Origin of the sequence: Pseudomonas hormoni, from assembly GCF_018502625.1 — a bacterium.
Classification (GTDB): domain Bacteria; phylum Pseudomonadota; class Gammaproteobacteria; order Pseudomonadales; family Pseudomonadaceae; genus Aquipseudomonas; species Aquipseudomonas hormoni.
Window position 1 is genome coordinate 4,861,990 of sequence record NZ_CP075566.1, and the last position, 24,833, is coordinate 4,886,822.

Here is a 24,833-nt window from a genome sequence, read left to right on the forward strand (position 1 = left end):
ACACTCGGACGGTCTCGCCCGCTACAACGCCCCTGGCCGCGGGAAACCCGTTGATTACCCAGAGCCCGCCCCATGCCTTTGCTCGAAACACCCTTAGCCCGCCTCGACCTGATCCGCCAGCCCGAACAGCAGAACGAACCGCTGCAAGCGTTTGATGCCGCCGACGAATACCTGCTCAATCATCTGGCCGAACAGCAACCGACCGCGAACACCCGTGTGCTGGTGCTCAATGACAGCTTCGGCGCATTGGCCGCCAGCCTGGCCGGCAAGGTTCAGGTAACCACGAGCGGCGATTCGTTCCTGGCCTTCCAGGGGCTGGAAAAGAATCTGATCCGCAACGGCCAGGCATTTGATGCCGTGCCGAGCGTACCTGCCAGCGAAGCAGTCACCGGCCCGTTTGATCGGGTGCTGATCCGGGTACCGAAAACTCTGGCCTTGCTGGAGGAGCAACTGATCCGCCTGCAAAACCAGCTGGCACCCGGCGCCCAAGTGATTGCCGGTGCCATGATCAAGCATCTGCCGCGTGCCGCCGGGGATTTGCTGGAACGCTACATTGGTCCGGTGCAGGCATCATTGGCGGTGAAGAAGGCTCGACTGCTGACCGCTACGGCTGAAGACAAGGCTCCCGCGACGTCCCCCTACCCGACCCGTTATCGACTCGACACGCCGCCCATCGAATTGCTCAACCACGCCAACGTGTTTTGCCGGGAAGGCCTGGACATCGGCACGCGGGCGTTTCTGCCGCACTTGCCGACGAACCTTGGCGCGGCGCGGGTCGCCGACCTCGGTTGCGGCAACGGCGTGCTGGCCATCGCCAGTGCCCTGCAAAATCCCGAAGCGCACTACACGCTGGTGGACGAGTCTTTTATGGCTGTGCAATCGGCCGCCGAAAACTGGCGCGCAGCGCTGGGTGATCGGGACGTGATTGTGCGTGCCGGTGACGGTTTGGCCGGGCAGGAACCACAGTCATTGGACGTGGTGCTGTGCAACCCGCCGTTTCATCAGCAGCAAGTGGTGGGTGACTTTCTGGCCTGGCGGATGTTCCAGCAAGCCCGGGAAGCGCTGGTGGTGGGCGGCGCGCTGTATATCGTCGGCAATCGTCATCTGGGGTATCACAGCAAGCTGGCGCGGTTGTTCCGCGGCGTTGAACAAGTGGCGGCCACGCCGAAGTTCGTGATCCTTAAAGCCCGAAAATAATTGCGGACAAAAAAAAACCCTCCAGCGCAGGAGGGTTGTAAATCCGTGCCACAAGGCATCGGGATGGGATCTTGCGAATCAGTGCGTCGACAGGCCTGCTGCATTCATGAACATGCGCATCAGGCTCGCGACGATGAACAGCGCCACCACGCTGCCGGTCCAGATCATCGCCAGCCAGCCGAGTCGTTGCCACAGCGGTTTTTTCTCTGCGGCTTCGATTTCCTGCAAGGAATGTTTGCCAGCCATCATCGTGATCTCCTCTGAAACGGCGCAGGTCTCAGCCCTGCGCCATTGCCGTGTGCGCTAGTGGTAGCCATCTTCGTGGGTAACCTTGCCGCGGAACACGTAGTAGCTCCAGAAGGTGTAACCCAGGATAAACGGAATGATGAACAGCGTTCCCACCAGCATGAAACCCTGACTCTGCGGCGGTGCGGCGGCGTCCCAGATCGAGATCGACGGTGGCACGATGTTCGGCCACAGGCTGATGCCCAGTCCGCTGTAGCCGAGGAAGATCAGCACCAGGGTCAGCAGGAACGGCGTGTAGTTCGCATTACGGGCCACGGCGCGAATCAGGCCGTACATGGTCACCAGCACCAGAATCGGCACCGGCAGGAACCAGAACAGATTCGGCAGCGTGAACCAGCGAGCGGCGATCTCGGGGTGAGCCAGCGGCGTCCAGATGCTGACGATGCCGATCACTGCCAACACCACGAAGGCCAGCGGCCGCGCCAGGTCATGCATCTGCTCCTGCAACTTGCCTTCGGTTTTCATGATCAGCCAGGTGCAACCGAGCAGCGCATAAGCCACCACCAGCGCGACGCCGCAGAACATCGTAAAGGGCGTCAGCCAGTCCAGTGAACCACCGGCGAACTGACGGTTGACCACCGGCAATCCATCAATGAACGCCCCCAGGGCCACCCCCTGAAAGAACGTCGCGGCGATCGAGCCACCGATGAACGCTTTATCCCAAAGGTGACGCTTGTCGTCCTTGGCCTTGAAGCGGAACTCGAACGCCACGCCGCGAAAGATCAGCCCGATCAGCATGAAAATCAGCGGCAGGTACAGCGCCGAGAGCACCACTGAATACGCCAGCGGGAAGGCGCCGAACAACGCCGCGCCCCCCAGTACCAGCCAGGTTTCATTGCCGTCCCACACCGGTGCGACGGTGTTCATCATCACGTCACGGTCGGTCTTGCCCGGGATGAACGGAAAGAGAATCCCGATCCCCAGGTCGAAACCGTCCATGACCACGTACATCATGATGCCGAAGATGATGATCACGGCCCAGATCAGCGGAAGATCAATACCCATGATTCAAATCTCCTTTTGCAGGCTGGGGTCGTGGTCGGCATCGGCGGAATCGTCGGCTGCGGACAGCGGACGGGCCGGCGTACGTTTCTTGCCTGGACCGCCATCGGGCGTTTCCGCGCCTTCGTCGATCTTCGGCCCTTTGCGCACCAGACGCATCATGTACCCCAAGCCGGCCCCGAACAGCGCGAAATAGACCACGACGAACAGGACCAGCGTAATGCTCATCTGCATGAAGCTGTGATTGGACGACGCGTCTGCCGTGCGCATCAAACCGTAGACCACCCACGGCTGGCGGCCGATTTCAGTGGTAAACCAACCGGCGAGGATCGCGATCAGGCCGGACGGGCCCATCCACAACGCCAGGTACAGGAACGGTCGCGAGGTATACAACCTGTCGCGCTTGCGCAGCCACAGGCTCCACAGACCGGTAAAGATCATCAGCATGCCCAGGCCGACCATGACCCGGAACGACCAGAAAACGATGGTCGAATTCGGCCGGTCTTCAGGCGGGAACTCCTTGAGCGCGGGCAGCTGTTTGTCGAGCGAGTGCGTGAGGATCAGGCTGCCCAGGTACGGGATTTCAACGGCAAATTTAGTCTTCTCGGCTTTCATGTCCGGCCAGCCAAAGAGGATCAGCGGAGTCGGTTCATCGCCGTGGTTTTCCCAGTGACCTTCGATCGCCGCGATTTTCGCCGGTTGGTGCTTCAACGTGTTGAGGCCGTGGAAGTCACCGATGACCGCCTGAATCGGCGCCACGATCAGGGCCATCCACATGGCCATCGAGAGCATGGTGCGGATCGCCGGGTTGTCCTTGCCGCGCAGCAGATGCCAGGCCGCCGAAGAACCGACGAAGAACGCCGTCGCCACGAACGCAGCCGTTGCCATGTGCATCAAGCGGTACGGGAACGACGGGTTGAAGATCACGGCCAGCCAGTCGGTTGGAATGACCTGGCCGTTGATGATTTCGTAACCCTGCGGGGTTTGCATCCAGCTGTTGGAGGCGAGAATCCAGAAGGTCGAGATCAGCGTGCCGATGGCGACCATGACCGTGGCGAAAAAGTGCAGGTTGCGCCCGACCTTGTTCCAGCCGAACAGCATGACCCCAAGGAACCCGGCTTCGAGGAAGAAGGCCGTCAGTACTTCGTAGGTCAGCAATGGCCCGGTCACGGAGCCGGCGAAGTCCGAGAATCGGCTCCAGTTGGTGCCGAACTGATAGGCCATGACCAGCCCGGAGACCACGCCCATGCCGAAGTTGACGGCAAATATCTTCGACCAGAAGTGGTACAGGTCGCGGTAGGTATCGTTATGGGTTTTCAGCCACAGGCCTTCGAGTACCGCCAGGTAACTTGCCAGACCGATGGTGATGGCCGGGAACAGGATGTGGAACGAGATGGTGAACGCGAACTGAATTCGGGCGAGATCAAGCGCCTCCAAACCGAACATAAGTCTTCCTCTGTCAGGTAATACCGGCTGAAGGCTTGCGGCCTGCACCCACTGCCCCCACGGATATGGAGTGTGGCGAATTTGAATTCGTTCTTCTTTTACCAACATCACACGTAGGGAATCTGGCCATCTGGCCGCCGGATCAATTCCAGAAAGGTTTTGATCTGGATCAAGCATGGCTGAAAGAGTAGTCCGGTTTTGGGTGATGGACGGTGTGGTCTTTTGCCGCGTGACAGGTTGCCTCACGGCTTTGGTCATGAACTGTAACAATCCAATGTGGCGAGGGAGCTTGCTCCCGCCGGCCGATCCGCGCCCGGACGCAGTAGTCGTAAAAACGGCTTAAGTGTTGTGACTGTCAATCGAGGTAGCGGATGTCAGGGCCGCTCCGCAGCCCAGCGGGAGCAAGCTCCCTCGCCACAATGGCTCCGTGTATTGCCTACATCGGTGTCTAGCTAACTAAATTTCCCGACCCTGCAACTTCTGGTTACAGGTTGGTGATAATCTCGGGCCTTCCCTCGCTCAAGATCTGCCTCAGATGCCCAGCCAAGCGCCCTTGCTGTTACGTCATCACCGCCCTTTCATTGCGTTCTGGCTGGCTCGGGTGTTTACCGCCAGCGGCTTTCAGATGCTCACTGTCGCCATCGGCTGGAACCTCTATCAGCTGACCGGCAACGTGCTGGATCTGGGCCTGGTCGGCCTGGTGGAATTTGCCCCCCGGGTGCTGTTCATGTTGCACACCGGGCATGTCGCCGATCGCTATGACCGCCGCAAAGTCGCGGCCATCTGTCAGTCACTGCAGGCGTTGATTGCTCTGACGTTGGCGATTGGCGGCGCCACCGGCCACGTCACCCGGGAAATGATCTTCATCCTGGCGTTTCTGCTCGGCGCCGCGCGCTCCTTCGAGATGCCGACCACCCAGGCGCTGCTGCCGAGCATCGTTCCCTCTGCGTTGTTCCCCCGCGCTGTCGCCGCCGCACAGTCGGCGCAACAATCGGCAACCATCGTCGCCCCGGCCCTCGGTGGTTTGCTGTATGCCTTCGGCAGCGTGTGGGTCTACGGGCCGACCGTGATCCTTTATGTGATCGCCTGCCTGTTGATGCTCAACCTGCCCGCACGGCAAACGCCCCTGAACAAAGGCAAGGCGACCCTGGATTCGCTGCTGGCAGGTATCCGTTTCATTCGCAGCCGTCCGGACATTCTCGGCGCGATTTCCCTCGATCTGTTTGCCGTCCTGCTGGGTGGCGCGACGGCGTTGCTGCCGGTGTTCGCCAAGGACATTCTGCTGACCGGGCCGTGGGGGCTGGGCCTGCTGCGTTCCGCTCCAGCAGTCGGTGCGTTGCTGATGTCGCTTTGGCTGGCGCGATTCTCGGTGGATCGCAAGGTCGGTCGAGTGATGTTTACCGCTGTGGGCGTGTTTGGCGTCGCGACCATCGCGTTCGGTCTTTCGACCTCGTTCTGGTTCTCACTGGCCGTGCTGGTGGTGTTGGGCGCGGCAGACATGATCAGCATGGTGATCCGCGCGTCCTTCGTTCAGCTGGAAACACCGGATGAAATGCGCGGCCGGGTCAGCGCGGTGAACGGCCTGTTCATCGGCGCTTCGAATCAGTTGGGCGAGTTCGAATCCGGCCTCACCGCCCACTGGTTTGGCACCGTGCCGGCGGTGGTCATGGGCGGCATCGGCACGCTGGTGGTGACGGGGGTGTGGATCAAGCTATTCCCGTCGCTGGCCAACCGTGATCGCATGCATGTGCCGGCGGAAGAAGCCAGGGTTTGACACCGTTTAAACGACCAATTCCCCCGCCACCGTCGCCCGAGTCGCCTTGCCGCAAAGTTGTTCCACCAGCGTCAGGGCAAACTCCAAAGCGCCCCCTGAACCTTGAGCGGTAACGCAGTTGCCATCGACCACCACCGGTTGATCGACAAAGTTGCAGCCAGACAGCTGATGACTGGCCGAAGGCAGGCAGGTCATTCGCCGCTGACGCAGGACGCCAAAGGCTTGCAGTGCCACGGCCGGGGCTTCGGCGATGGCGGCGAACAGACGACCTGCCGCCGCCTGATCCTTGATCAATTGTTGCAAGGGTTGATGGGCCGCCAGATGCTGCGCACCGACTGCACCGCCGGGCAGTGCGATCAAATCAAACGGCTGGGCCAGCAAATCCACCAGCATCGCATCGGCCGTCACTCGGGTGCCGCGGGCACAGGTGAGCATGCGCCGCCCCTCGATGCTGGCCACCACCACTTCAACCTTGGCGCGGCGCAGCACATCGATCAGCGTCACTGTTTGCAGGTCATCGATGCCCTCGGCGAGGGTAATCAGAGCTCTAAAGGTCATGGGCGCGTTCCGCAGGATGATCTTTAAAGCGTAGTCAGCTTTCCTGACACTTGTTCGAGCCGGCCGTTACTTGATGTAAAGCTGCGTCGACATCGTGTTGCCCGGCGCGTTGATGGACGTGTTGCTGAAGGTGAAGGTGCCTTCCTGCTTGCCGGCCAGATCGAAGACATACAGATAGCCGACAGTTTTTCTGCCAACGGTGCAATCGGTCAGGTTGCCGTTATCGAACGCACACACCGGGGTCCGGGTGCCGTTCACCTCAAAACCGTCCAGCCCGACTTGCGCCCTGCGGCCGTAGCCGACTTCCAGCACGTAGATTTTGATGTTCGGCCCGCTGTGATCGCAGCGGGTTTTCTCCTGCCCTTCGCCAATGTCTTCAAAACCACAAGCCGGCGACTCGACCTTGAGCACCTTGACCTGGCTCAACGGCGCTGCCGAGGCAGCCGAAGCGGTTTGCGCCCCCAGCAACAAGGCAATCAATGCTCCAAATACGGTAACCAGACGCTTTTTCATGCAATCCCCATGTCCCCCAAAAACCAGCGCGCAGTATGGCGCACTTGGCTTTAACGCAAAACATCGACGACGATCACCACCATAAGCAGCCACAACCCCACGCGGCTGGTATGATGCGCGGCTTTTTCCGACCCACAGAAAATTACCAGGCGCCTGCAGCGGTCTGTGCTTTGCTGTTGAGGTCAATACATTCACGGCGCCGGGCGCGCCACGGGGAGCAGACATGCTGGAAAGGCTGTTTCAACTCAAGGCACACAACACCAACGTGCGGACCGAGATTCTTGCGGGCGTCACGACCTTCCTGGCCATGGCCTACATTCTGTTCGTCAACCCGAGCATCCTCGGCGAGACCGGCATGGACAAGGGCGCGGTGTTTGTCGCGACCTGCCTGGCAGCCGCCATCGGCTCCACGACCATGGGCCTGATCGCCAACTATCCGATCGCCCTCGCGCCGGGCATGGGCCTGAACGCGTTCTTCACCTACACCGTGGTCCTGCACATGGGCCATACCTGGCAAGTGGCGCTGGGCGCGGTGTTCATCTCGGCAGTGTGCTTCTTCCTGCTGTCGATCTTCCGCATCAGGGAATGGATCATCAACAGCATCCCGCTGCCGCTGCGTTCGGCGATTGCTGCCGGTATCGGCCTGTTCCTGGCGCTGATTGCCCTGCACAACGCCGGCATCGTGGTCAGCAATCCGGCGACCATGGTCGGCCTCGGTGACCTGAAACAACCGGCGCCGATCCTCGCCACCCTTGGTTTTGCCCTGATCGTTGCCCTTGAAGCACTTGCGGTACGCGGTGCCGTATTGATCGGGATTCTGGTCGTGACGATCGCGTCGATTGCCCTGGGTTTCACCCCGTTCGGCGGCGTGATGTCGATGCCGCCATCGCTGGCGCCGACCTTCCTGCAACTGGACATCAAGGGTGCACTGGACATCGGTCTGGTCAGCGTGATCTTCGCCTTCCTGTTCGTCGACCTGTTCGACAACTCCGGCACCCTGATTGGCGTCGCCAAGCGCGCCGGCCTGATGGGCAAGGACGGCCACATGCCGAAAATGGGCCGCGCCCTGATCGCCGACAGCACCGCGGCGATGGCCGGTTCGTTGCTGGGTACGTCGACGACCACCAGCTACATCGAGTCCGCAGCCGGCGTGAGCGCCGGTGGCCGCACCGGCCTGACGGCCATTGTGGTGGCGTTTCTGTTCCTGCTGGCGCTGTTCTTCTCGCCGCTGGCCGCCAGCGTTCCGGCGTTCGCCACGGCACCGGCACTGCTGTTCGTCGCGGTACTGATGACTTCCGGCCTGGCCGAAATAGACTGGGACGACATCACCGTTGCCGCACCGGTCGTGATCACTGCGCTGGCCATGCCGTTCACTTATTCCATCGCCAACGGCATCGCCTTCGGTTTCATTTCCTGGACCGCAATCAAGTTGCTGTCCGGTCGCGGCCGTGAGCTGAACCCGGCACTAGTGATTCTGTCGATTCTGTTCGTGATCAAGTTGGGTTGGTTCAACGCATGACTTTTGATTCCCAGGCTTACACCGTTCAGCTCGAAGAAAAGGTCTCGCGCCTGCGTGACCTGCTGGCCCCGTTCGATGCACCTGAGCCAGCCGTGTTCGATTCGCCGCTGAAAAACTTCCGCCTGCGTGCCGAATTCCGCCTGTGGCGTGAAGCCGGCGAGCGTCATTACGCGATGTTTTCCCAGGATGACAAACGCACGCCGATCCTGATCGAAGCGTTTCCGATTGCCAGCCTGCGCATCAATGAGTTGATGCCAAAGCTGAAAGCAGCGTGGCAAGCGAGCGCAGCCCTGAGCCACAAACTGTTTCAGGTGGAGTTCCTGACCACCCTGGCCGGCGATGCGATGATTACCCTGTGCTATCACCGCCCGCTGGACGAACACTGGCACGCGGCTGCCACGAAACTGGCAGCAGACCTGAACGTCAGCGTGATCGGCCGTTCGAAAGGCAAACGCGAAGTGATCGGCCATGATTACGTGGTCGAAAAACTCGAAGTCGGCGGCCGCACCTTCAGCTACCGCCAGCCGGAAGGCGCGTTCACCCAGCCCAACGGCACCGTGAACCAGAAGATGCTCAACTGGGCTTACGACGCCCTCGGCGACCGCCCGGACGATTTGCTGGAGCTGTATTGCGGCAACGGTAACTTCACCCTGCCGCTCGCGACCCGCGTGCGTAAAGTGCTGGCCACCGAGATCAGCAAGACCTCGGTCAACGCGGCGCTGAGCAACCTCAGCGAAAATGCGGTGGATAACGTCACGCTGGTGCGTCTGTCCGCCGAAGAGCTGACCGAAGCCCTGAACGAAGTACGCCCGTTCCGTCGCCTGCACGGCATCGACCTCAAGAGCTACGAGTTCGGTAGCGTCTTCGTCGACCCACCTCGCGCCGGCATGGACCCGGACACCTGCGAGCTGACCCGGCGTTTCGACAATATCCTGTACATTTCCTGCAACCCGGAAACCCTGGCGGCCAACATCGCCCAACTGCACGACACCCACCGCATTACTCAATGCGCGATGTTCGACCAGTTCCCGTGGACCCACCACATGGAGTCCGGGGTGTTGTTGACCCGGCGTTGATTGCAATCGTCCGATACAAAAACAGCCGTCAAAACGACGGCTTTTTTGTGCGCGCTCAAACGGGGACATCCGGCTTACGCGGACGCCCACCCTTGCGACCATTGGCCCGCGCTGCCTCAGCCTTGGCGGCGCTGCTTTGGCGACCATTGCGCGAAGCGATGACCGAGGCGGCCATGTCCATCAGCGGCTTGCTCGCAGAAATCATCCCGGCGATGGAAACCTGCAGATCCTTGCCCTCATGGCAAAGGGCGGTTCCGGAAAAGCCGACTTTCAGGCCGGCGAAATCCTCGACGTCGAAATCATCGAATTCCGGATAGTGCTCCACGGGGAGCAGTACGCCACTGCCATCAATGAAACTGACTGCCAGACACGGTTCCAAAAAAGTCACGGCCGTCGCCTGCAAACCGCTTTTGTGGCGCACTTGCCCTCGCCGGATGGCTTCATCCAGCACGGCCTCACTCACGGGCCGATCGGCCAGTACTCCTGCCTCTATCGTTTTCATAGTTTTATCTCCACGCCCTCCGAAGCGCCAAACAGCGCCAGCAAGGTCTTGTTCGTCTCGGGCTCATAGCAAGCCGAGCAAATCATGTCAGTCGTACTCGCAATCCTTTTCACCACCAGGACTTCGCTGGTCCGCCAGTCCCATATCTGATGATCGAGGCAGACCGTCTGCAGCTTTTCCCACCAGATCGTGCGGGCGCGACGCAAATGAACAGGCTGTCGGAGTGCGTGACGCAAACCTTCCAGCACGGCTACAGGCGGCCGGTTCGAATGAGGAACCACGTCCCACAGCTCTACACCGTTGTGCCAAAAGCAGAACTTGAAGCGTGCGCTCCACGCTCCGGCGTCCACATGCGCGTGCGGAGGGCAGTGTTCATCGCGCAGCATGATCACCATTGAAAGCCCTTTGTAGCTGAACAATTTCATACTAACCCATCCGTTAGGTTATTGAGTCTCATGACTCGTCATTCCTTGATCAATCCGATAACCGGTGCTGGCCTGCATTCAGTCATCCGAAATTGAGGCTAGCGCTTGCAGTCGTCCCGGGAGTGGCAATCAGGGGCAAAAATGGTAAGCAATCCTTTCACCAATTTGATAAACACTGCATCAACCCCTTCATTTGATCCCCGGTGTAATCAATCATGCAGCGAACATTCGACGATCTTCAGCTCGGCAGCATTGAGTTGTTTTGCCTCGCCGCCGAAGCAGGCAGCTTTACCGCCGCGGCACTCGTGGCTGGCGTAACACCCGCAGCGGTGAGCCGTTCGGTGTCGCGCATGGAAGAACGCCTGGGCGTGCGGTTGTTCGCGCGCACCACTCGCAGCGTCAAACTGACTGATAGCGGGCGTCGCTATTACGAAGAATGTCGTCAGGCGCTGGCGCAATTGGTCGAGGCCCAACGCGAAGTGATGGGCCAGCAGCAGGAGCCTTCCGGCACCTTGCGCATCAGTATTCCCACAACGTATGCCCATCACCGGATCCTGCCGTTGCTCCCGGCGTTTCGGGAGCGCTTTCCGCAGGTGAAAGTCGAGTCGCACATCAGCAATCGCAATATTGATTTCGTCGGCGAAGGCTATGACCTGGCCATTCGCGTGCGGGCGATTCCGGATTCCGGCCTGATCGCCCGCCAGCTTGAGGATGCGGAACTGGTGATGATTGCCAGTCCTGATTACCTGAAGCGGGCGGGCACTCCGCAAACCCTGGACGACCTCAAACAGCACGAATGCATCCAGTACGATTTGCCCAGCAGCGGTCGGCGGATTGCCTGGTTATTCAACGATCATGGCGAGCAACGCGAGATTCAGGCCGAGGGCAATTTCAGTTGTTCTGACGACGTTCTGGGCGGCGTGACGCTGGCCAGACACGGCGCGGGCCTTTTCCAGACCTATCGTTTTATTGTCGAAAATGAACTGGCCGATGGCTCGCTGGTGGAAATCCTCAAGCCTTATGGCGGACGCTCGCGGCCGTTCACCCTGCTCTATCCGCAAAGTCGCCATATACCGCTTCGGCTACGGGCGTTTATCGATTTTCTGGTTGAGCATTTACCACGCTAAAAAAAAGAAACCGTCCGATCACCGCACACAACAGCCCGACTGAGCGCCACTTCAATTGACCAAATTAACCATCTAGTACAATTTATCTCCACAGGCTGAACCTCAGCCCATGCCAAAAATAATAAGTGGAGAGACCCCGATGCCCCCTATCGTTCTGGTGCTCAACGGCCCGAACCTGAACCTGCTGGGCACCCGTGAGCCGGCGACTTACGGTCACGAAACCCTGGCAGACATTTCAGCGTTGTGCGGACGTGCCGCCGAAGAGTTCGGCCTGGCGGTGGAATTTCGCCAGACCAACCATGAAGGCGAATTGCTCGACTGGATTCACGCCGCCCGTGGCCGTTGCGCCGGGATCGTCATCAACCCGGCCGCCTGGACCCACACCTCGGTCGCCATTCGCGATGCCCTGGTCGCCTGCGAACTGCCGGTGATCGAAGTCCACCTGTCGAACGTCCACGCTCGCGAACCCTTTCGCCACCACTCCTTCGTTTCAGCCATCGCCACCGCGGTGATGGCCGGTTTCGGCAGCCACGGGTATCGCCTGGCGCTTGAACATTTCAGCCTGCGCTTGAAGGGGTGAACGCCGTGACTCAGAACAACGCTGTACTGGCCGGGCTGATCGGCGCCGGCATTCAGGCGTCCCGTACGCCCGCACTGCATGAGCATGAAGGCGATGCCCAGGGTTTGCGTTATCTCTACCGGCTGATTGACCTCGACCAGCTCAAACTCGACAGCAATGCTTTGCCCGACTTGTTGATGGCGGCCGAGCAGATGAATTTCACTGGCCTGAATATCACCTTTCCGTGCAAGCAGACGATCATCCCTTTGCTCGACGAATTGTCACCGGAAGCCCGCGGCATCGGTGCGGTGAATACGGTGGTGTTGAAGGACGGTAAACGCATCGGCCACAACACCGATTGCCTGGGCTTTGCCGAAGGTTTTCGGCGTGGTTTGCAGGGCGTTGCCGTCGAGCGTGTCGTACAAATGGGCGCTGGCGGGGCCGGTGCGGCCGTGGCCCACGCGTTATTGAGCGAAGGCGTACGCCTGCTGAGCATTTTCGATGTGGATAACAGTCGCGCTCAGGCGCTGGCAAACAACCTTAATCAGCATTTCGGCGCTGGCCGAGCGGTGGCGGGTCATGATCTGCAGAGCACGCTGGCTCAGGCCGACGGACTGGTCAACACCACGCCCATGGGCATGAAAAAGCTGCCAGGAATGCCGGTGCCGGTGGAGTTGCTTAGGGCACAGTTGTGGGTGGCAGAGATCGTTTACTTTCCGCTGGAAACCGAACTGCTGCGCAACGCCCGCGCCCTGGGTTGCCGGACACTGGATGGCGGCAACATGGCGGTGTTTCAGGCGGTGAAGGCGTTTGAATTGTTCAGCGGCGTGGTGCCGGATGCACAGCGGATGCTGGCGCATTTTCAGAGCATGAATGGTTGAAAAGCTTCGCGGGCAAGCCTCGCTCCTACAGGTTTTGGTGAACCGTAGGAGCGAGGCTTGCCCGCGAAGGCGTCAGGCCTGCAGGTATCGCAACACCGACTCGCAAATCATCTCCCGATGACGCTGCTTGATGCTTTCGTCCGGCAAGTCGATCTGAAAAATCTCACCGAAAGTGTGGCGGTTCGAGACGCGATAGAAGCAGAACGAGCTGATCAGCAGATGCACATCCAACGGATCAAGCCCCGCCCGGAACACACCTTCTTCAGCCCCCCGACGCAAAATCACACCCAGTGAATCAAGAATGGTGTTGTTCATGGCCTTGATCGCATCGGAGCGCTTCACGAACTCCGCGTTGTGAATGTTCTCGATGCTGACGATACGCACAAAATCGACATTGCGATCATGGTGATCGAAGGTGAACTCCACCAGCCGCCGAATCGCCTCCACCGGCGCCAGTTCGGCCAGGTGCAAGCGGTTTTCGGTGCTGCGAATATCGCCGTAGAGTTTCTCCAGCACCTCGATGTAGAGTTGTTCCTTACTGCCGAAGTAGTAATAGATCATGCGTTTGGAGGTGTGAATGCGCTCGGCGATCGCATCGACGCGAGCACCGGAAAGCCCCTGCTGGACGAACTCGACAATGGCTTCTTGCAGAATGTTCTCGCGGGTCTTTTCCGGGTTGTTCTTGCGACTCTTGCGAGGCTCGGCCATGGGTTCGTCGGGCGCTACGGAGAGTTCTGGGGTTATTGTCATTGCGGGCTCACGGCCATCACTGCACAGGCTGGCGATTATGAGCCGCGCCGCACAGTGAAGGAAGCCGCGTGGCAGCGGTTTAACCTCGCGTTTACCAAATTCCTACAACTTGGCCTGACGAATGGCACCGCTGCGGGATTTGGCCATGGCCGCCAGTCGCACCGCCACGTTGGCCGCACCGTAACCGGCGTAGCCATTCTTGCGCTGGATGATTTCAAAGAAAAACCTCCCTTCGAACGGCTCCGTATAAACGTGGAACAGCTCGCCACCCTGGGCATCACGGTCGTAGAGCACGTTGTAATAGGCGAGCTCACTGAGGAATTCATCATCGAAATCGAACCGCGCGGCCAGGTCGTCGTAATAATTGAGCGGGATATCCAGCAGCGGAACACCCGCCTCCTTGGCGCGACTGACTTCGGCAAAGATATCGTCGCAGTCAAACGCAATGTGATGCACGCCAGAGCCGCGATAACTCGACAGTGCGTGTGAGATCGCGGTGTTGCGGTTCTCGGAAATGTTCAGCGGCAAGCGGATAGAACTGTCGCGACTGCGCAGCGCCCGACTCTTCACCAGACCGTAGGGGTCCGGCAGCACCACTTCGTCGTCGGCTTCGAAATCCAGCAGGCTCTTGTAGAACAGCACCCAACTGTCGAGGCTGTCGGCCGGCAATGCCATGGCCATGTGGTCGATGCGCTTGAGTCCACCGCTGGCCACGGCGGCCGGTTGCAGGTTGAAGTCGGTGCCATAGACGTCGGCGTCCTGGTCCACCAGATAAATCAGGCTGCCATCCGGCGCACGTACCGCCGCCAGTTCCAGTTCATTGGGGCCGACCAGTCCGCGATACGGCTGACCTTTGTAAGCCACCGCCCGGGCCAGCGCGCTGGCGCTGTCCTTGACCCGCACGGCGGTGGCGCACAGCGACGGGCCGTGTGCCTCGAAAAAACTGTGACCAAACGAGTAGGGCTCGGAGTTGAGGATCAGGTTGATATCGCCCTGACGCATCAGGCTCACGCTTTTGGAGCGGTGCTGGCCGGCCTTGACGAAACCCAGCCGCTCCAGCCAATGAGAAAGCTTGGCGCCGAGGCTTTCGTCCACGGCGAATTCGAGAAACTCGATGCCGTTGTATTCGCTGGCCTTGGGTGTCTCGAACAAAATGTCGGCGCAAGCCGTTGGTTGGGTTTCCTGCGCCAGCCGTTCGCGGGTTTTCTCTTCCAGGTACAGCAACGAACGCAAACCGTCGGCGGCGTTGGCCCGTGGCGGCGCGGCGCGGAAGCCATCGTTGAATATTTCCAGCGACAACGGCCCGGTGTAGCCACTCTTGATGATCGGCGCGAGAAACCCGGGCAAGTCGAATTCGCCCTGTCCCGGAAAACAGCGGAAATGCCGGCTCCACTCCAGCACGTCCATGGCCAGGATCGGCGCGTCGGCCATTTGCACGAAGAAGATCTTGTCGCCGGGAATCTCGGCGATGGCACTCGGATCGCCCTTGAGCGACAGCGTGTGGAAACTGTCCAGCAACACACCGAGGCTCGGGTGGTCAGCCTGTCGAACGATGTTCCACACCTGTTGATACGTGTTCACATGCCGACCCCAGGCCAACGCTTCGTAACCGATTCGCAGGCCGCGCGCACCGGCGTGTTCGGCCAGCAGGCGCAAGTCGTCGACGAGGATGTGTTCATCACCGATGGCGTCGGCCGAGGCGTTGCTGCACACCAGCACCAGATCGGTGCCCAGCTCCTGCATCAGGTCGAATTTGCGCTCGGCCCGTTCCAGGTTGCGTGGCAGGCGGTCGCGGCGGCAGCCTTCGAAATCCCGGAACGGCTGAAACAGTGTGATGGCGATCCCGAGATCGGCGCACATCTGCCGGATTTCCCGTGGGCTACCGTCGTAGTAGAGAAGGTCGTTTTCGAAAATCTCCACCCCGTCGAAACCGGCGGCGGCAATGGCTTCGAGTTTTTCCGGCAGGGTACCGCTCAAGGACACGGTGGCAATGGAACGCTGCATATTTCGACTCCCGGTGGTGGAGGCTGTCTTGTTAGAGGCATCGCACGCTTCTTTGTAGGAGCACGGCTTGCCGGCGATGGCGTCCTGAAGATCGCCTTCGCGAGCAAGCTCTGCTCCTACAGGGACCACGTTTTTCTTGACGTGAATTATTGGCTGCAAGATCCTGCACAGCAATTCAAAGTGTACTATCCGGTTAGTTTTGCGTGCGATTATCGAACACTATGGCCCTTGGCGAATTGACGATTTTTCGTCCACTGCGCACCATCGACCACACATTGAGCCCGGTCACACACATCGGTCTCGGTGACCCAAGACCCAGAACACCACATAAAAATAATCGGTGGCCTACATGACTCCTTCCCAAAGCTCTCCCGTGGAGCGTTCCTCCATGACTCCTGCCACTGGCGGCATCGGCGACAAGATCCGCGGCGCCATGGCCGTCGGTAAAACCCGTTGGGGCATGCTGGCGCTGGTGTTTTTCGCCACCACCCTGAACTACATCGACCGCGCCGCACTGGGCGTCATGCAGCCCATCCTCGCCAAGGAAATGAGCTGGACGGCGATGGACTACGCCAACATCAACTTCTGGTTTCAGGTGGGCTACGCCATCGGTTTCGTGCTGCAAGGCCGGTTGATCGACAGGGTCGGCGTGAAGCGCGTGTTCTTCTGCGCGGTGCTGCTCTGGAGCCTGGCGACCGGTGCCCATGGCCTGGCTACTTCGGCGGTCGGTTTCATGGTCTGCCGATTTATCCTCGGGCTGACCGAAGCCGCCAACTACCCGGCCTGCGTGAAAACCACGCGGTTGTGGTTCCCGGCCGGCGAACGCGCCGTGGCGACCGGCATCTTCAACGCCGGCACCAACGTCGGGGCGATGTTCACGCCGATGCTGCTGCCGCTGATCCTGCACGTGTGGGGCTGGCAAGCCGCGTTTCTGTGCATGTCGGCACTGGGTGGTATCTGGTTGCTGTTCTGGGGCTTGAAGTATTTCAACCCGGAAGATCACCCGAGCGTTAAACAGTCGGAGCTGGACTACATCCAGAAGGAAGTCGAACCGGAACAGGCACGCGTACCGTTCACCCGAATCCTGCGCATGCGCGGCACCTGGGCCTTCGCCCTCGCCTACTCGATGACGGCGCCGGTGTTCTGGTTCTACCTGTACTGGCTGCCACCATTCCTCAATCAGCAATACAACCTGGGGATCAACGTGACCCAGATGGGTATTCCGCTGATCATCATCTACCTCACCGCCGACTTCGGCAGCGTCGGCGGCGGCATCCTTTCCTCGTTCCTGATCGGTCGCGGGATCAACCCGATCAAGGCGCGACTGATGTCCATGTTCCTGTTCGCCTGCTGCATCATCGGCGTGATCATGGCGGCCGGTTCGAGCAGTCTGTGGGTCGCGGTGTTTGCCATCTCCCTGGCCATCGGCGCGCATCAAGCCTGGACCGCGAACATCTGGAGCCTGGTGATGGACTACACGCCTAAACACATGATGAGTACGGTGTTCGGTTTCGGCGGCATGTGCGCCGCCATCGGCGGGATGTTCATGACCCAGTTGGTCGGCCATATTCTGACGGTCACCAACAACAACTACACCGTGCTGTTCACGATGATTCCGGCGATGTACTTCATCGCACTGATCTGGATGTACTTCATGGCGCCGCGCAAGATTCCGACCGTTACCGAGTAAAGTTCTGACGCAATACCCCTGTGGGAGCGAGCCTGCTCGCGATGGCGGACTGTCATTCAACATTGATGTTGACTGATACATCGCCATCGCGAGCAGGCTCGCTCCCACAGTTTTTTATGCCCTCCTACTTACGGCTCTGTTGCCACGCCGCTGCCAACCCACTGCAGCAAATCACCGCGATCCCGATCACCGTGGTCAACGTCGGCGTGTGAGAAAACAGCAACCAGCCCAACAAACCGGCAAACACAATCTGGCAGTAGCCGAACGGCGCCAGCAACGCGGGGGCTGCGTGGCGGAATGCCTGGGTCAGAAACAAATGCGCCGTCATCCCGCAGGCCCCCAGCGCCACCATCATCAAGCCATGCCCAACGCTTGGTACTTGCCAGAAGAACGGTACCAGCGCACTCATCACCAAGGTGTTGCACAGGCCGGCAAAGAAGTTACTGGTGGTCGGGCTGTCGATCTCACTGAGCTTGCGGGTGAGTAATTGATAAAAGCAGAAAAACAGCGCCGAGCAGAGCGGCAGCAGAACCGCTGGCGTAAACAGATCGCCGCCGGGATGGACGATGATCAACACACCGACAAATCCGCAAATCACCGCGATCCATTGGCCACGAGTGACGCGCTCACGCAGCAGCGGCACAGACAATGCAGTGACCAGAACCGGCGCAAGAAAGTTGACCGCCGTGGCTTCGGCCAACGGGATGTACTGCAAGCCGGTGGTAAAAAACAGACTGGTGCCCAGCAGGCACAACGCCCTCAGCAACTGCAGCCACGGCCGTTTAGTGCGTAGGACGCGCAGCCCTGACTGCGGCAGAAAAATCCCGGCCATCAACAAGGTGTGAACCACGTAGCGGGCCCACACCACCATCACGATCGGATAAAACCCCGAGAGGTACTTCGACAAGGCATCGTGACTGGAAAACAGGAAGGTCGCGACGACGATCAGCAAAATCCCTTTGAAGGGTTGGTTTACGCCGGAGAGCGGAGTGCTGACGGTCATGGATTGCCCTTGTGCCTCGCGAATTCAATCTAAATTTAGAACCTGGTTCCAGATTCTGACATAGCCACAGCGTAAAACCGGGCGAACAGCGAACACAATTTTCAGCCGTGCTGCTTGACTGCAATGACCGTTAATTGAAGAACTCGGACGCCAGGCTTGCTGCAGACAACTCGTCGGTAAATTTCAGCAACAGCGGGGCCAACTCATGAAGTCGCGCCCCAGGCATCCGCGCGCTTGGACCGGCAATGCTCAGTACGCCAATCACTCGCCCATCGGTGGGGTGCCGTACCACTGCCGCAATCGCTGAAGTGCCCACCGCCGAACTTTCCTCGACCCAGGCGTAGCCCTGCTCCCGCGCCAGCCGCAGCCGCTCCAGTAATTCAATGTTGGACCGCGGAGCGTTCGGTCCCAGGTCTTTCGGCCGGTCGCCCCCCTGGCGCTCCACCAGCGACAAGGCTTCGGCGTCGCTCATGCAGGCCAGCCACGCATGACCCGAAGCCGTATAAAACAGCGGCGCGTCCCGGCCCATGTCCGGGTCGTAACGCAACCCCGAACGGGCGCCCTGGGATTTGGCGATCCAGATCTGCCGCTCACCTTCGATGACCCCAAGACGCACCAGTTCCCCGGTTTCCCGGGCCAGACGATCCAGCACCGGCTGAACGATATCGGCGCCGCTTCCCGCCAGGTAACGAAAACCCATCGCCACCAGTTTGGTTGACAAGTGATACCGCTGATTCTCCGGATTCTGCCGCACATAACCCAGCCGAATCAGCTCCGCGAGCAAACGGTGGGTGGCGCTTTTAGGGATGTCCAGTTGCTCCGCGAGCATCTGCATGGGCAGACCGCGAGGATCACGGGTGAGGCTTTCGAGCACATTGAAGACACGTTCGATCTGACTGCCGGCCATGGGAGGTTCCGAATTCGATTTGCCCTGATTCTAGAAGACGAACCGGTTAATGCGAAATCTGGAACCCGCGGCTCGAGCGACGCAGACACTCGACTGTTTGATAAAAACCCGTCCCCTGAGGGAATTCGATGGGGTATCCATGTTCCTACTGCCTGCAAGCTACCGGCCAGCAAGCGAAATGCCGGACGATCGGACTGGCGCCGCTCCCACTCACCAGCAACACTCATCCCCACGGACAATCAGAGGATTCCCACATGCTATGGAAAAAAGGCCGACGCAGCGACAACGTGGTCGATGCCCGTGGTGATGATGCCGGCGGTGGCGGCGGGATGCGCTTTGGTGGCGGCAAGGGCCTGAGCCTGACGGCGATCATCCTGATTGTCGGGATCGGCTGGATCACCGGCCAGGACCCGTTGCAGATCCTCGGGCAGCTGACCGGTCAAATGACCGAGCAATCGGCACCGGCCTCGACGCAAACCCGCAAGGCACCGCCGGCCAATGATGAAGGGGCGGAATTCGTACGCTCGATCCTCGGCGACACCGAAGACACCTGGGGCCAGATTTTTCAGCAGGCCGGTCGGCAGTACAAGAACCCGACCCTGGTGCTGTTCAGCAACCGGGTGAACTCGGCGTGCGGTCTGGCGACTTCGGCGACCGGTCCGTTCTATTGCCCGGCGGACCAGAAGGTCTACCTGGACATGGCTTTCTTCCAGGAGATGTCGCAACGCTTTTCTGCCGCAGGTGATTTCGCTCAGGCCTACGTGATCGCTCACGAAGTCGGACACCATGTTCAGACCTTGCTCGGTGTCTCGGCGAAAATTCAGACCGCCCGCCAGCAAGGTCGGCAAATGGAAGGCGACGGCGGTTTGCTGGTGCGCCAGGAACTGCAGGCGGATTGCCTCGCCGGTGTATGGGCCAACAACGCGCAGCAGCGCCTGAACTGGCTGGAACCGGGCGACATCGAAGAGGCCTTGAATGCCGCCAACGCCATCGGCGACGACCGCTTGCAACAGCAAGGTCAGGGTCGCGTGGTGCCGGACTCGTTTACCCATGGCACGTCGGCGCAAAGGGTGCGCTGGTTCAAAACCGGATTTGCGCAGGGCCAGGTGGGCCAGTGCGATACCTTTGCGGCGAAAACCCTATAGATGAATAAGTGGCTGTTGGTTCTGTTGTTCACCTGTGCAAGTACCCAGGCTGCCGAGCATGGGGTCAAGGAAATCAGCCCCGGACGGCTGTTGTTGAAAGAAGGTGAGATGGCGGTGGGCATTAGCCCGGCGCCAGCGAAAATCGAACGCGTGCTGATTATCATCCATGGACGGTTGCGCAATGCTGAAACTTACCGCCAGAGCGCCGAACGCGCGGCGGAGCAAGCCGGGCAAAGCGCAAACACGCTGGTGATTGCTCCGCAATTTCTCAATGAAACCGACGTGGCGCTCCATCCAGTGGCCGACACCGTGTTGCGCTGGCAGGGCAATGACTGGATGGCCGGCGGCGTATCCATCGCTCCGTTTGCGCTGAGTTCGTACGCGGCCCTCGACCAGATCATCGCCCGGCTCGGCGATCGTCGACAGTTTCCGGACGTAAAGGACGTCGTCATCGCCGGCCACTCCGGCGGCGCTCAGGTGGTTCAGCGCTATGCCTTGTTGAGTCACGGTCAACCGGAGCTCAAGGCCGCCGGCGTGCACGTGCGTTATGTCATCGCCAACCCGTCTTCCTACACGTATTTCGATGAGCGACGGCCGGTGGCTTTCAATCACGCCCGTTGCCCGGACTTCAATCGCTGGAAGTATGGTCTGACCGATCTGCCGGCTTATGCCGAAGGACAAACGCCCGCGCAGCTGGAGGAAAACTACGTCCAGCGTGACATCGTTTATCTACTGGGGCAGCAGGACATCGACCCGAATCACCCGGCGCTGGATAAAAGCTGTGAAGCGCAAGCCCAGGGTGCTTATCGGTTGATTCGCGGGCGCAATTTTTTTGATTTTTTAAAGCGCAGCCATCCGAAAGAGTTGAATCAGCAACTGATCGAAGTGCCCGGGGTTGGGCATAACGGGGATGGGATGTTTACGTCGCCAGAGGGGCAGAAGGTGCTGTTTGGTCAGTAAGGACGCCTTCGCGGGCAAGCCTCGCTCCTACAAAAGATGCCCGCGTCCTGTAGGAGCGAGGCTTGCCTGCGAAAGGGCCCTCAAGCCAACAACATTTCCCGCAACACCCCACAATCCGCCGCATGCCAATCGGTCAACTCCGGCCACGGGTTATCCGGCAGATTGACCAACACCGTCCGCGCGCCCGCCGCCCGACCGCAATCCAGATCAAACCGGTAATCACCGACCATCACCATCTCGCTCGCCGGCACCTTCCAGGCCTCGGCCAGTTTCAACAAACCACCGGGATGCGGCTTGGGCGGTGCTTCGTCACGCCCCAGCACATCCTCCACCGCGAAGCAGTCCGCCAGGCCGATGGCCTCCAGCGTCACATGCGCCAGTTCCCGCGCATTGCGCGTGAGAATGCCCAGCCGATAACCGCGCCCTGCCAACTCACGCACCAACTCGACGGCACCCGGCGCCGGTTTCGAACCCAGCGCCAGATCCCGTTCATGCTCCAGCAACCACGCATGCTTGGCCGCGGCTTCATCGGCCGGCAGCGTGGCGAGGTGGGTCAGAATGTCGTCTTCGGCCGGGATCGCCAATGCCACGCGAATCGCCGCGAAATCATGCACAGCCACCGTCAAGGTGCCGTCCATGTCGAACACCCAGTGCCGCACCTCGGCCAGGCTCATGCCCAATCCTTGCGGTGACGAATCAGGCCTTCCTGGGTGACCGACGCCACCAGTTGCCCGGCGCGGTTGAACACGCTGCCACGGCTGAACCCACGGGAATTGCCGGCCCACGGGCTGTCCATTGCGTAGAGCAACCAGTCATCGGCACGCAGGTCCGCGTGGAACCACAGGGCGTGATCGAGGCTGGCGACTTGCATATCTTTCTGCCAGACCGATTTGCCGTGAGGCTGCATCGACGTGGTCAGCAGACCGAAATCCGAGGCGTAGGCCAGCAGGTATTTGTGCAGCGCCGGAGTATCGGCCAAGGCACCGTCTGCACGAAACCAGACGTACTTGATCGGATCGGACGGCTGCGGGTTGTAGGGATCTTTCTCGGTGACCGGTCGGAATTCGATCGGTTTCGGGCACAGCAGTTTTTCACGCATGTGCTCGGGAATCAGGTGGGCGCGCTGCTGAGTCAGTTCCAGCTCCGACGGCAGGTTTTCCGGGCCGACCACCACCGGCATCTCGGCCTGGTGTTCGAAGCCTTTTTCGTCGTACTGGAACGAGGCGCTGCAGGTGAAGATCGGATTGCCCTTCTGGATGGCCGTCACCCGGCGCGTGCTGAAACTGCCGCCGTCGCGCACCCGGTCCACCTGATACACCACGGGCAACGCGGAATCGCCGGGACGCAGGAAATAACCGTGCATCGAATGCACATGGCGCGCGGCTTCGACCGTCTGACTGGCCGCCGACAGGGACTGACCGATCACCTGACCGCCGAACAACTGACGAAAACCCAGGTCCTGACTGCGGCCACGGAACAGGTTTTCTTCGATCGGTTCCAGGGTCAGCAAGTCGACCAGATCATCCAACACTTGGCTCATTCAGACTCTCCTCACACAACGCTATGCCGCGCAGTCTTGGCTGCGGCGGTCGATTCAGGTTCTGGCCGGGGCCATCATTGGCGCCATTGTAAACGTCCGGGCCGGCTTATCCATGCAAGGTTTGCAGCCATTGTTCACGGGTGATGCGGTACAACACATGGTGCCGCAGGGGATGATCGGCCGCGAGCTTCGGGTGCTCGAAGTCATCGACTGAATCATGCTGCATGCCGATCGCCTGCATGACTTTCTGCGAAGGCAGATTGGCTTCACTGGTAAAGGACACCACTTCTTTCAGCGCCAGCCGGTCAAACCCGCAGCGCAGAGCGGTCCATGCCGCTTCACTGGCATAGCCCAGGCCCCAATGCTCGCGGGCCAGACGCCAACCGATTTCGATGGCTGGCGTAAACGGCGCGTCGAAACCGATCACTCCCAACCCGGTAAAACCGATGAAGGTGCCCGTGTCCTTGCGCTCCAGCGCCCATAGGCCGAAACCATGCTCGGCAAAATGCCCACGAATACGTCCGATCAGCGAAGCACTGTCCAGCCGACTCAGGGGCGCCGGAAAATAGCGCATCACTTGCGGATCGGCGCACATCGCCGCAAACGCCGGCAAATCCTCATCTCGCCACTGCCGCAACAGCAGTCGCGCGCTCTCGAGTTCCAGTATCGGCTCCATCGTCTACTCCCCCTTTCCATGCCGCAAGTCTACATCGCTGGTAGGATCGTTCACTCACTCCTACCTGCCGTACTCGATAAAGCCTGCCATGCCGCTGCCACTGATCTACCACGAAGACTACAGCCCCGAGTTCCCGGCGGATCACCGCTTCCCGATGGACAAGTTTCGCCTGCTGCGCGACCACCTGGTGGACAGCGGCCTGACCCGGGACGCCGATTTGCTGCGTCCGGAACTCTGCCCGCCGGAGATTCTCGCCCTCGCCCATGACGCTGCTTATATCGAACGCTACATGAGCGGCGAGTTGTCCCGTGAAGACCAGCGGCGACTTGGTTTGCCGTGGAGTGAAGCACTGGCCCGGCGCACGGTACGGGCGGTCGGCGGATCGTTGCTGGCGGCTGAGCAGGCGCTGGAACATGGATTGGCCTGTCACCTCGCCGGCGGCACGCATCATGCGCATTACGACTACCCGGCGGGGTTCTGCATTTTCAATGACCTGGCGGTGATCAGCCGTTACCTGCTGGAAAGCGGTCGTGTGAATCGGGTGCTGATCTTCGATTGCGACGTGCATCAGGGCGACGGGACTGCACGGATCCTGCACAACACCCCGGACGCGGTGACCGTTTCCCTGCACTGCGAAAAGAACTTTCCCGCACGCAAGGCCGAAAGTGACTGGGACATCCCGTTGCCCAAAGGCATGGGCGATGCCGATTACCTGAAGGTGGTGGACGACGCGCTGAATTACTTGCTGCCGCTCTACCAACCGGACCTGGTGTTGTACGACGCCGGGGTCGATGTGCATAAGGATGACGCGCTCGGTTACCTGAAGCTGACAGACGAAGGCGTGGCCGCGCGGGATGAAAGCGTCATGCGCCATTGCCTCGGGCGGGATATTCCGGTGGTCGGGGTGATTGGAGGCGGTTACAGCAAGGACCGCAAGGCGTTGGCGCGACGCCATGGAATCCTCCATCACAGCGCACAGCGGGTCTGGACGTCATCAGGTTGTCATTGAGGTGTGAGTCTTTACCCACAATGCCTGTGGAACTGCCTGTGGATAACCTGAGTGAAAGGGCCTGCAGGCCACGTTGTGCATAGCCTGCAAAGGAGTGGTTGTTTTTTGATCAGCTCTTGAAGCACCCACAATCCCCTGTGGGAGCGAGCCTGCTCGCGATAGCGGTGTTTCAGTCGGCATAGATTTCGAATCTGAAGGCCTCATCGCGAGCAGGCTCGCTCCCACAGGGAATCGGGCTGGTAGAATGCGCGGCTTATCCCGCCA

25 protein-coding genes are annotated in these 24,833 nt (G+C 60.1%); 11 read left to right on the forward strand and 14 right to left on the reverse strand.

All coding sequences use genetic code 11. The annotated features are described in order from the left end of the window. Window positions 1-72 precede the first annotated feature (72 nt). On the forward strand, window positions 73-1,197 hold the full coding sequence (locus KJF94_RS22625; protein WP_214378928.1) for a methyltransferase: 1,125 nt from the start codon (window positions 73-75) through the stop codon (window positions 1,195-1,197). A 78-nt stretch (window positions 1,198-1,275) separates the two neighbouring features. On the opposite strand, the gene KJF94_RS22630 is transcribed toward KJF94_RS22625, so the two are convergent. The 3 genes from KJF94_RS22630 to KJF94_RS22640 are packed head-to-tail and all read right to left on the reverse strand — an operon-like array spanning window position 1,276 to window position 3,951. Further along, entirely contained in the window at window positions 1,276-1,443 is a 168-nt protein-coding gene (locus KJF94_RS22630) for a DUF2474 domain-containing protein (RefSeq protein WP_064680606.1), read from the reverse strand. A gap of 57 nt (window positions 1,444-1,500) precedes the next feature. Next, window positions 1,501-2,508: a cytochrome d ubiquinol oxidase subunit II gene (gene cydB / locus KJF94_RS22635; RefSeq protein ID WP_214378931.1), complete on the reverse strand. Its 1,008-nt coding sequence runs from the start codon at window positions 2,506-2,508 to the stop codon at window positions 1,501-1,503. Between the two features lie 3 nt (window positions 2,509-2,511). Further along, a complete protein-coding gene (locus KJF94_RS22640; RefSeq protein ID WP_214378933.1) occupies window positions 2,512-3,951 on the reverse strand; it encodes a cytochrome ubiquinol oxidase subunit I in 1,440 nt (479 codons plus the stop codon). 535 nt (window positions 3,952-4,486) lie between these two features. Here KJF94_RS22640 and KJF94_RS22645 point away from each other — a divergent pair. Beyond that, entirely contained in the window at window positions 4,487-5,725 is a 1,239-nt protein-coding gene (locus KJF94_RS22645) for an MFS transporter (RefSeq protein ID WP_214378935.1), read from the forward strand. A 6-nt stretch (window positions 5,726-5,731) separates the two neighbouring features. Here the strand turns inward: KJF94_RS22645 and KJF94_RS22650 are convergent, their stop codons facing one another. Next, window positions 5,732-6,283, reverse strand: coding sequence for a DJ-1 family glyoxalase III (locus KJF94_RS22650; RefSeq protein WP_214378936.1), 552 nt, complete (start codon window positions 6,281-6,283; stop codon window positions 5,732-5,734). Window positions 6,284-6,349: 66 nt separating this feature from the next. Further along, window positions 6,350-6,796 carry a DUF4879 domain-containing protein gene (locus tag KJF94_RS22655; protein WP_214378938.1) on the reverse strand — a complete coding sequence of 149 codons (447 nt, stop codon included), beginning with the start codon at window positions 6,794-6,796 and terminating at the stop codon, window positions 6,350-6,352. A 223-nt stretch (window positions 6,797-7,019) separates the two neighbouring features. On the opposite strand from KJF94_RS22655, the gene KJF94_RS22660 reads away from it, so the two are divergent. Beyond that, window positions 7,020-8,315 (forward strand): NCS2 family permease, encoded by a 1,296-nt coding sequence (locus KJF94_RS22660; RefSeq protein ID WP_214378940.1) that lies wholly within the window; start codon window positions 7,020-7,022, stop codon window positions 8,313-8,315. After that, window positions 8,312-9,391: a tRNA (uridine(54)-C5)-methyltransferase TrmA gene (gene trmA / locus KJF94_RS22665; protein WP_214378942.1), complete on the forward strand. Its 1,080-nt coding sequence runs from the start codon at window positions 8,312-8,314 to the stop codon at window positions 9,389-9,391. The genes KJF94_RS22660 and trmA overlap by 4 nt, the downstream gene beginning before the upstream one ends. 55 nt (window positions 9,392-9,446) lie before the next feature. On the opposite strand, the gene KJF94_RS22670 is transcribed toward trmA, so the two are convergent. Continuing rightward, a complete protein-coding gene (locus KJF94_RS22670; protein WP_214378944.1) occupies window positions 9,447-9,893 on the reverse strand; it encodes a DUF2442 domain-containing protein in 447 nt (148 codons plus the stop codon). Continuing rightward, the gene (locus KJF94_RS22675; protein WP_214378945.1) at window positions 9,890-10,318 is read right to left on the reverse strand and encodes a DUF4160 domain-containing protein; all 429 of its coding nucleotides are present in this window, start codon (window positions 10,316-10,318) and stop codon (window positions 9,890-9,892) included. Before KJF94_RS22675 ends, KJF94_RS22670 begins: the two co-directional genes overlap by 4 nt. Window positions 10,319-10,533: 215 nt before the next feature. On the opposite strand from KJF94_RS22675, the gene KJF94_RS22680 reads away from it, so the two are divergent. The 3 genes from KJF94_RS22680 to KJF94_RS22690 all read left to right on the forward strand — a co-directional run bounded on the left by KJF94_RS22680 (window position 10,534) and on the right by KJF94_RS22690 (window position 12,885). Next, window positions 10,534-11,445, forward strand: a complete 912-nt coding sequence (locus KJF94_RS22680; RefSeq protein ID WP_214378946.1) for a LysR family transcriptional regulator — start codon at window positions 10,534-10,536, stop codon at window positions 11,443-11,445. A 139-nt stretch (window positions 11,446-11,584) separates the two neighbouring features. Next, window positions 11,585-12,025, forward strand: coding sequence for a type II 3-dehydroquinate dehydratase (gene aroQ, locus KJF94_RS22685; protein ID WP_214378948.1), 441 nt, complete (start codon window positions 11,585-11,587; stop codon window positions 12,023-12,025). 5 nt (window positions 12,026-12,030) lie between these two features. Further along, complete coding sequence (locus KJF94_RS22690) at window positions 12,031-12,885, forward strand: shikimate dehydrogenase (RefSeq protein ID WP_214378950.1); 855 nt, start codon at window positions 12,031-12,033, stop codon at window positions 12,883-12,885. A 72-nt stretch (window positions 12,886-12,957) separates the two neighbouring features. Here the strand turns inward: KJF94_RS22690 and KJF94_RS22695 are convergent, their stop codons facing one another. Both KJF94_RS22695 and quiC read right to left on the reverse strand, forming a co-directional pair. Next, the gene (locus KJF94_RS22695; RefSeq protein WP_214378952.1) at window positions 12,958-13,635 is read right to left on the reverse strand and encodes a TetR/AcrR family transcriptional regulator; all 678 of its coding nucleotides are present in this window, start codon (window positions 13,633-13,635) and stop codon (window positions 12,958-12,960) included. Window positions 13,636-13,737: 102 nt separating this feature from the next. Then, window positions 13,738-15,639 (reverse strand): 3-dehydroshikimate dehydratase QuiC, encoded by a 1,902-nt coding sequence (gene quiC, locus KJF94_RS22700; RefSeq protein WP_214378954.1) that lies wholly within the window; start codon window positions 15,637-15,639, stop codon window positions 13,738-13,740. A 388-nt stretch (window positions 15,640-16,027) separates the two neighbouring features. Here quiC and KJF94_RS22705 point away from each other — a divergent pair, with 388 nt between their 5' ends. Then, complete coding sequence (locus KJF94_RS22705) at window positions 16,028-17,329, forward strand: MFS transporter (RefSeq protein ID WP_250548191.1); 1,302 nt, start codon at window positions 16,028-16,030, stop codon at window positions 17,327-17,329. Between the two features lie 124 nt (window positions 17,330-17,453). On the opposite strand, the gene KJF94_RS22710 is transcribed toward KJF94_RS22705, so the two are convergent. Both KJF94_RS22710 and KJF94_RS22715 read right to left on the reverse strand, forming a co-directional pair. Further along, a complete protein-coding gene (locus tag KJF94_RS22710) occupies window positions 17,454-18,332 on the reverse strand; it encodes a DMT family transporter (RefSeq protein WP_214378958.1) in 879 nt (292 codons plus the stop codon). Window positions 18,333-18,462: 130 nt separating this feature from the next. Further along, on the reverse strand, window positions 18,463-19,239 hold the full coding sequence (locus KJF94_RS22715) for an IclR family transcriptional regulator (protein WP_214378960.1): 777 nt from the start codon (window positions 19,237-19,239) through the stop codon (window positions 18,463-18,465). A 254-nt stretch (window positions 19,240-19,493) separates the two neighbouring features. Between KJF94_RS22715 and ypfJ the strand changes: the two genes are divergently transcribed. Then, on the forward strand, window positions 19,494-20,384 hold the full coding sequence (gene ypfJ / locus KJF94_RS22720) for a KPN_02809 family neutral zinc metallopeptidase (RefSeq protein WP_214378962.1): 891 nt from the start codon (window positions 19,494-19,496) through the stop codon (window positions 20,382-20,384). Further along, window positions 20,385-21,344 carry an alpha/beta hydrolase gene (locus KJF94_RS22725; protein WP_214378964.1) on the forward strand — a complete coding sequence of 320 codons (960 nt, stop codon included), beginning with the start codon at window positions 20,385-20,387 and terminating at the stop codon, window positions 21,342-21,344. It abuts the gene before it with no gap. 80 nt (window positions 21,345-21,424) lie between these two features. Here the strand turns inward: KJF94_RS22725 and KJF94_RS22730 are convergent, their stop codons facing one another. From KJF94_RS22730 to KJF94_RS22740, 3 genes are all read right to left on the reverse strand, one after another. Continuing rightward, window positions 21,425-22,018, reverse strand: a complete 594-nt coding sequence (locus KJF94_RS22730; RefSeq protein ID WP_214378966.1) for an HAD family hydrolase — start codon at window positions 22,016-22,018, stop codon at window positions 21,425-21,427. Continuing rightward, window positions 22,015-22,884 (reverse strand): acyl-CoA thioesterase II, encoded by an 870-nt coding sequence (tesB, locus tag KJF94_RS22735; RefSeq protein ID WP_214378968.1) that lies wholly within the window; start codon window positions 22,882-22,884, stop codon window positions 22,015-22,017. Before tesB ends, KJF94_RS22730 begins: the two co-directional genes overlap by 4 nt. Window positions 22,885-22,990: 106 nt before the next feature. Beyond that, window positions 22,991-23,560, reverse strand: a complete 570-nt coding sequence (locus KJF94_RS22740; protein ID WP_214378970.1) for a GNAT family N-acetyltransferase — start codon at window positions 23,558-23,560, stop codon at window positions 22,991-22,993. A gap of 88 nt (window positions 23,561-23,648) precedes the next feature. Here KJF94_RS22740 and KJF94_RS22745 point away from each other — a divergent pair, with 88 nt between their 5' ends. Continuing rightward, window positions 23,649-24,569, forward strand: coding sequence for a histone deacetylase family protein (locus KJF94_RS22745; RefSeq protein WP_214378972.1), 921 nt, complete (start codon window positions 23,649-23,651; stop codon window positions 24,567-24,569). The last annotated feature ends 264 nt before the right edge of the window (window positions 24,570-24,833 follow it).

Bases quoted from the DNA above. Each gene is read 5' to 3' on its own strand.
- KJF94_RS22675 (WP_214378945.1), bottom strand. From the start codon at position 10,318: ATGAAATTGTTCAGCTACAAAGGGCTTTCAATGGTGATCATGCTGCGC.
- KJF94_RS22640 (WP_214378933.1), bottom strand. From the start codon at position 3,951: ATGTTCGGTTTGGAGGCGCTTGATCTCGCCCGAATTCAGTTCGCGTTC.
- KJF94_RS22715 (WP_214378960.1), bottom strand. From the start codon at position 19,239: ATGGCCGGCAGTCAGATCGAACGTGTCTTCAATGTGCTCGAAAGCCTC.
- KJF94_RS22710 (WP_214378958.1), bottom strand. From the start codon at position 18,332: ATGACCGTCAGCACTCCGCTCTCCGGCGTAAACCAACCCTTCAAAGGG.
- quiC (WP_214378954.1), bottom strand. From the start codon at position 15,639: ATGCAGCGTTCCATTGCCACCGTGTCCTTGAGCGGTACCCTGCCGGAA.
- KJF94_RS22740 (WP_214378970.1), bottom strand. From the start codon at position 23,560: ATGGAGCCGATACTGGAACTCGAGAGCGCGCGACTGCTGTTGCGGCAG.
- KJF94_RS22730 (WP_214378966.1), bottom strand. From the start codon at position 22,018: ATGAGCCTGGCCGAGGTGCGGCACTGGGTGTTCGACATGGACGGCACC.
- tesB (WP_214378968.1), bottom strand. From the start codon at position 22,884: ATGAGCCAAGTGTTGGATGATCTGGTCGACTTGCTGACCCTGGAACCG.
- KJF94_RS22645 (WP_214378935.1), top strand. From the start codon at position 4,487: ATGCCCAGCCAAGCGCCCTTGCTGTTACGTCATCACCGCCCTTTCATT.
- KJF94_RS22680 (WP_214378946.1), top strand. From the start codon at position 10,534: ATGCAGCGAACATTCGACGATCTTCAGCTCGGCAGCATTGAGTTGTTT.
- KJF94_RS22725 (WP_214378964.1), top strand. From the start codon at position 20,385: ATGAATAAGTGGCTGTTGGTTCTGTTGTTCACCTGTGCAAGTACCCAG.
- trmA (WP_214378942.1), top strand. From the start codon at position 8,312: ATGACTTTTGATTCCCAGGCTTACACCGTTCAGCTCGAAGAAAAGGTC.
- cydB (WP_214378931.1), bottom strand. From the start codon at position 2,508: ATGGGTATTGATCTTCCGCTGATCTGGGCCGTGATCATCATCTTCGGC.
- ypfJ (WP_214378962.1), top strand. From the start codon at position 19,494: ATGCTATGGAAAAAAGGCCGACGCAGCGACAACGTGGTCGATGCCCGT.
- KJF94_RS22630 (WP_064680606.1), bottom strand. From the start codon at position 1,443: ATGGCTGGCAAACATTCCTTGCAGGAAATCGAAGCCGCAGAGAAAAAA.
- KJF94_RS22705 (WP_250548191.1), top strand. From the start codon at position 16,028: ATGACTCCTGCCACTGGCGGCATCGGCGACAAGATCCGCGGCGCCATG.
- KJF94_RS22655 (WP_214378938.1), bottom strand. From the start codon at position 6,796: ATGAAAAAGCGTCTGGTTACCGTATTTGGAGCATTGATTGCCTTGTTG.
- KJF94_RS22745 (WP_214378972.1), top strand. From the start codon at position 23,649: ATGCCGCTGCCACTGATCTACCACGAAGACTACAGCCCCGAGTTCCCG.
- KJF94_RS22660 (WP_214378940.1), top strand. From the start codon at position 7,020: ATGCTGGAAAGGCTGTTTCAACTCAAGGCACACAACACCAACGTGCGG.
- KJF94_RS22650 (WP_214378936.1), bottom strand. From the start codon at position 6,283: ATGACCTTTAGAGCTCTGATTACCCTCGCCGAGGGCATCGATGACCTG.
- aroQ (WP_214378948.1), top strand. From the start codon at position 11,585: ATGCCCCCTATCGTTCTGGTGCTCAACGGCCCGAACCTGAACCTGCTG.
- KJF94_RS22670 (WP_214378944.1), bottom strand. From the start codon at position 9,893: ATGAAAACGATAGAGGCAGGAGTACTGGCCGATCGGCCCGTGAGTGAG.
- KJF94_RS22625 (WP_214378928.1), top strand. From the start codon at position 73: ATGCCTTTGCTCGAAACACCCTTAGCCCGCCTCGACCTGATCCGCCAG.
- KJF94_RS22695 (WP_214378952.1), bottom strand. From the start codon at position 13,635: ATGACAATAACCCCAGAACTCTCCGTAGCGCCCGACGAACCCATGGCC.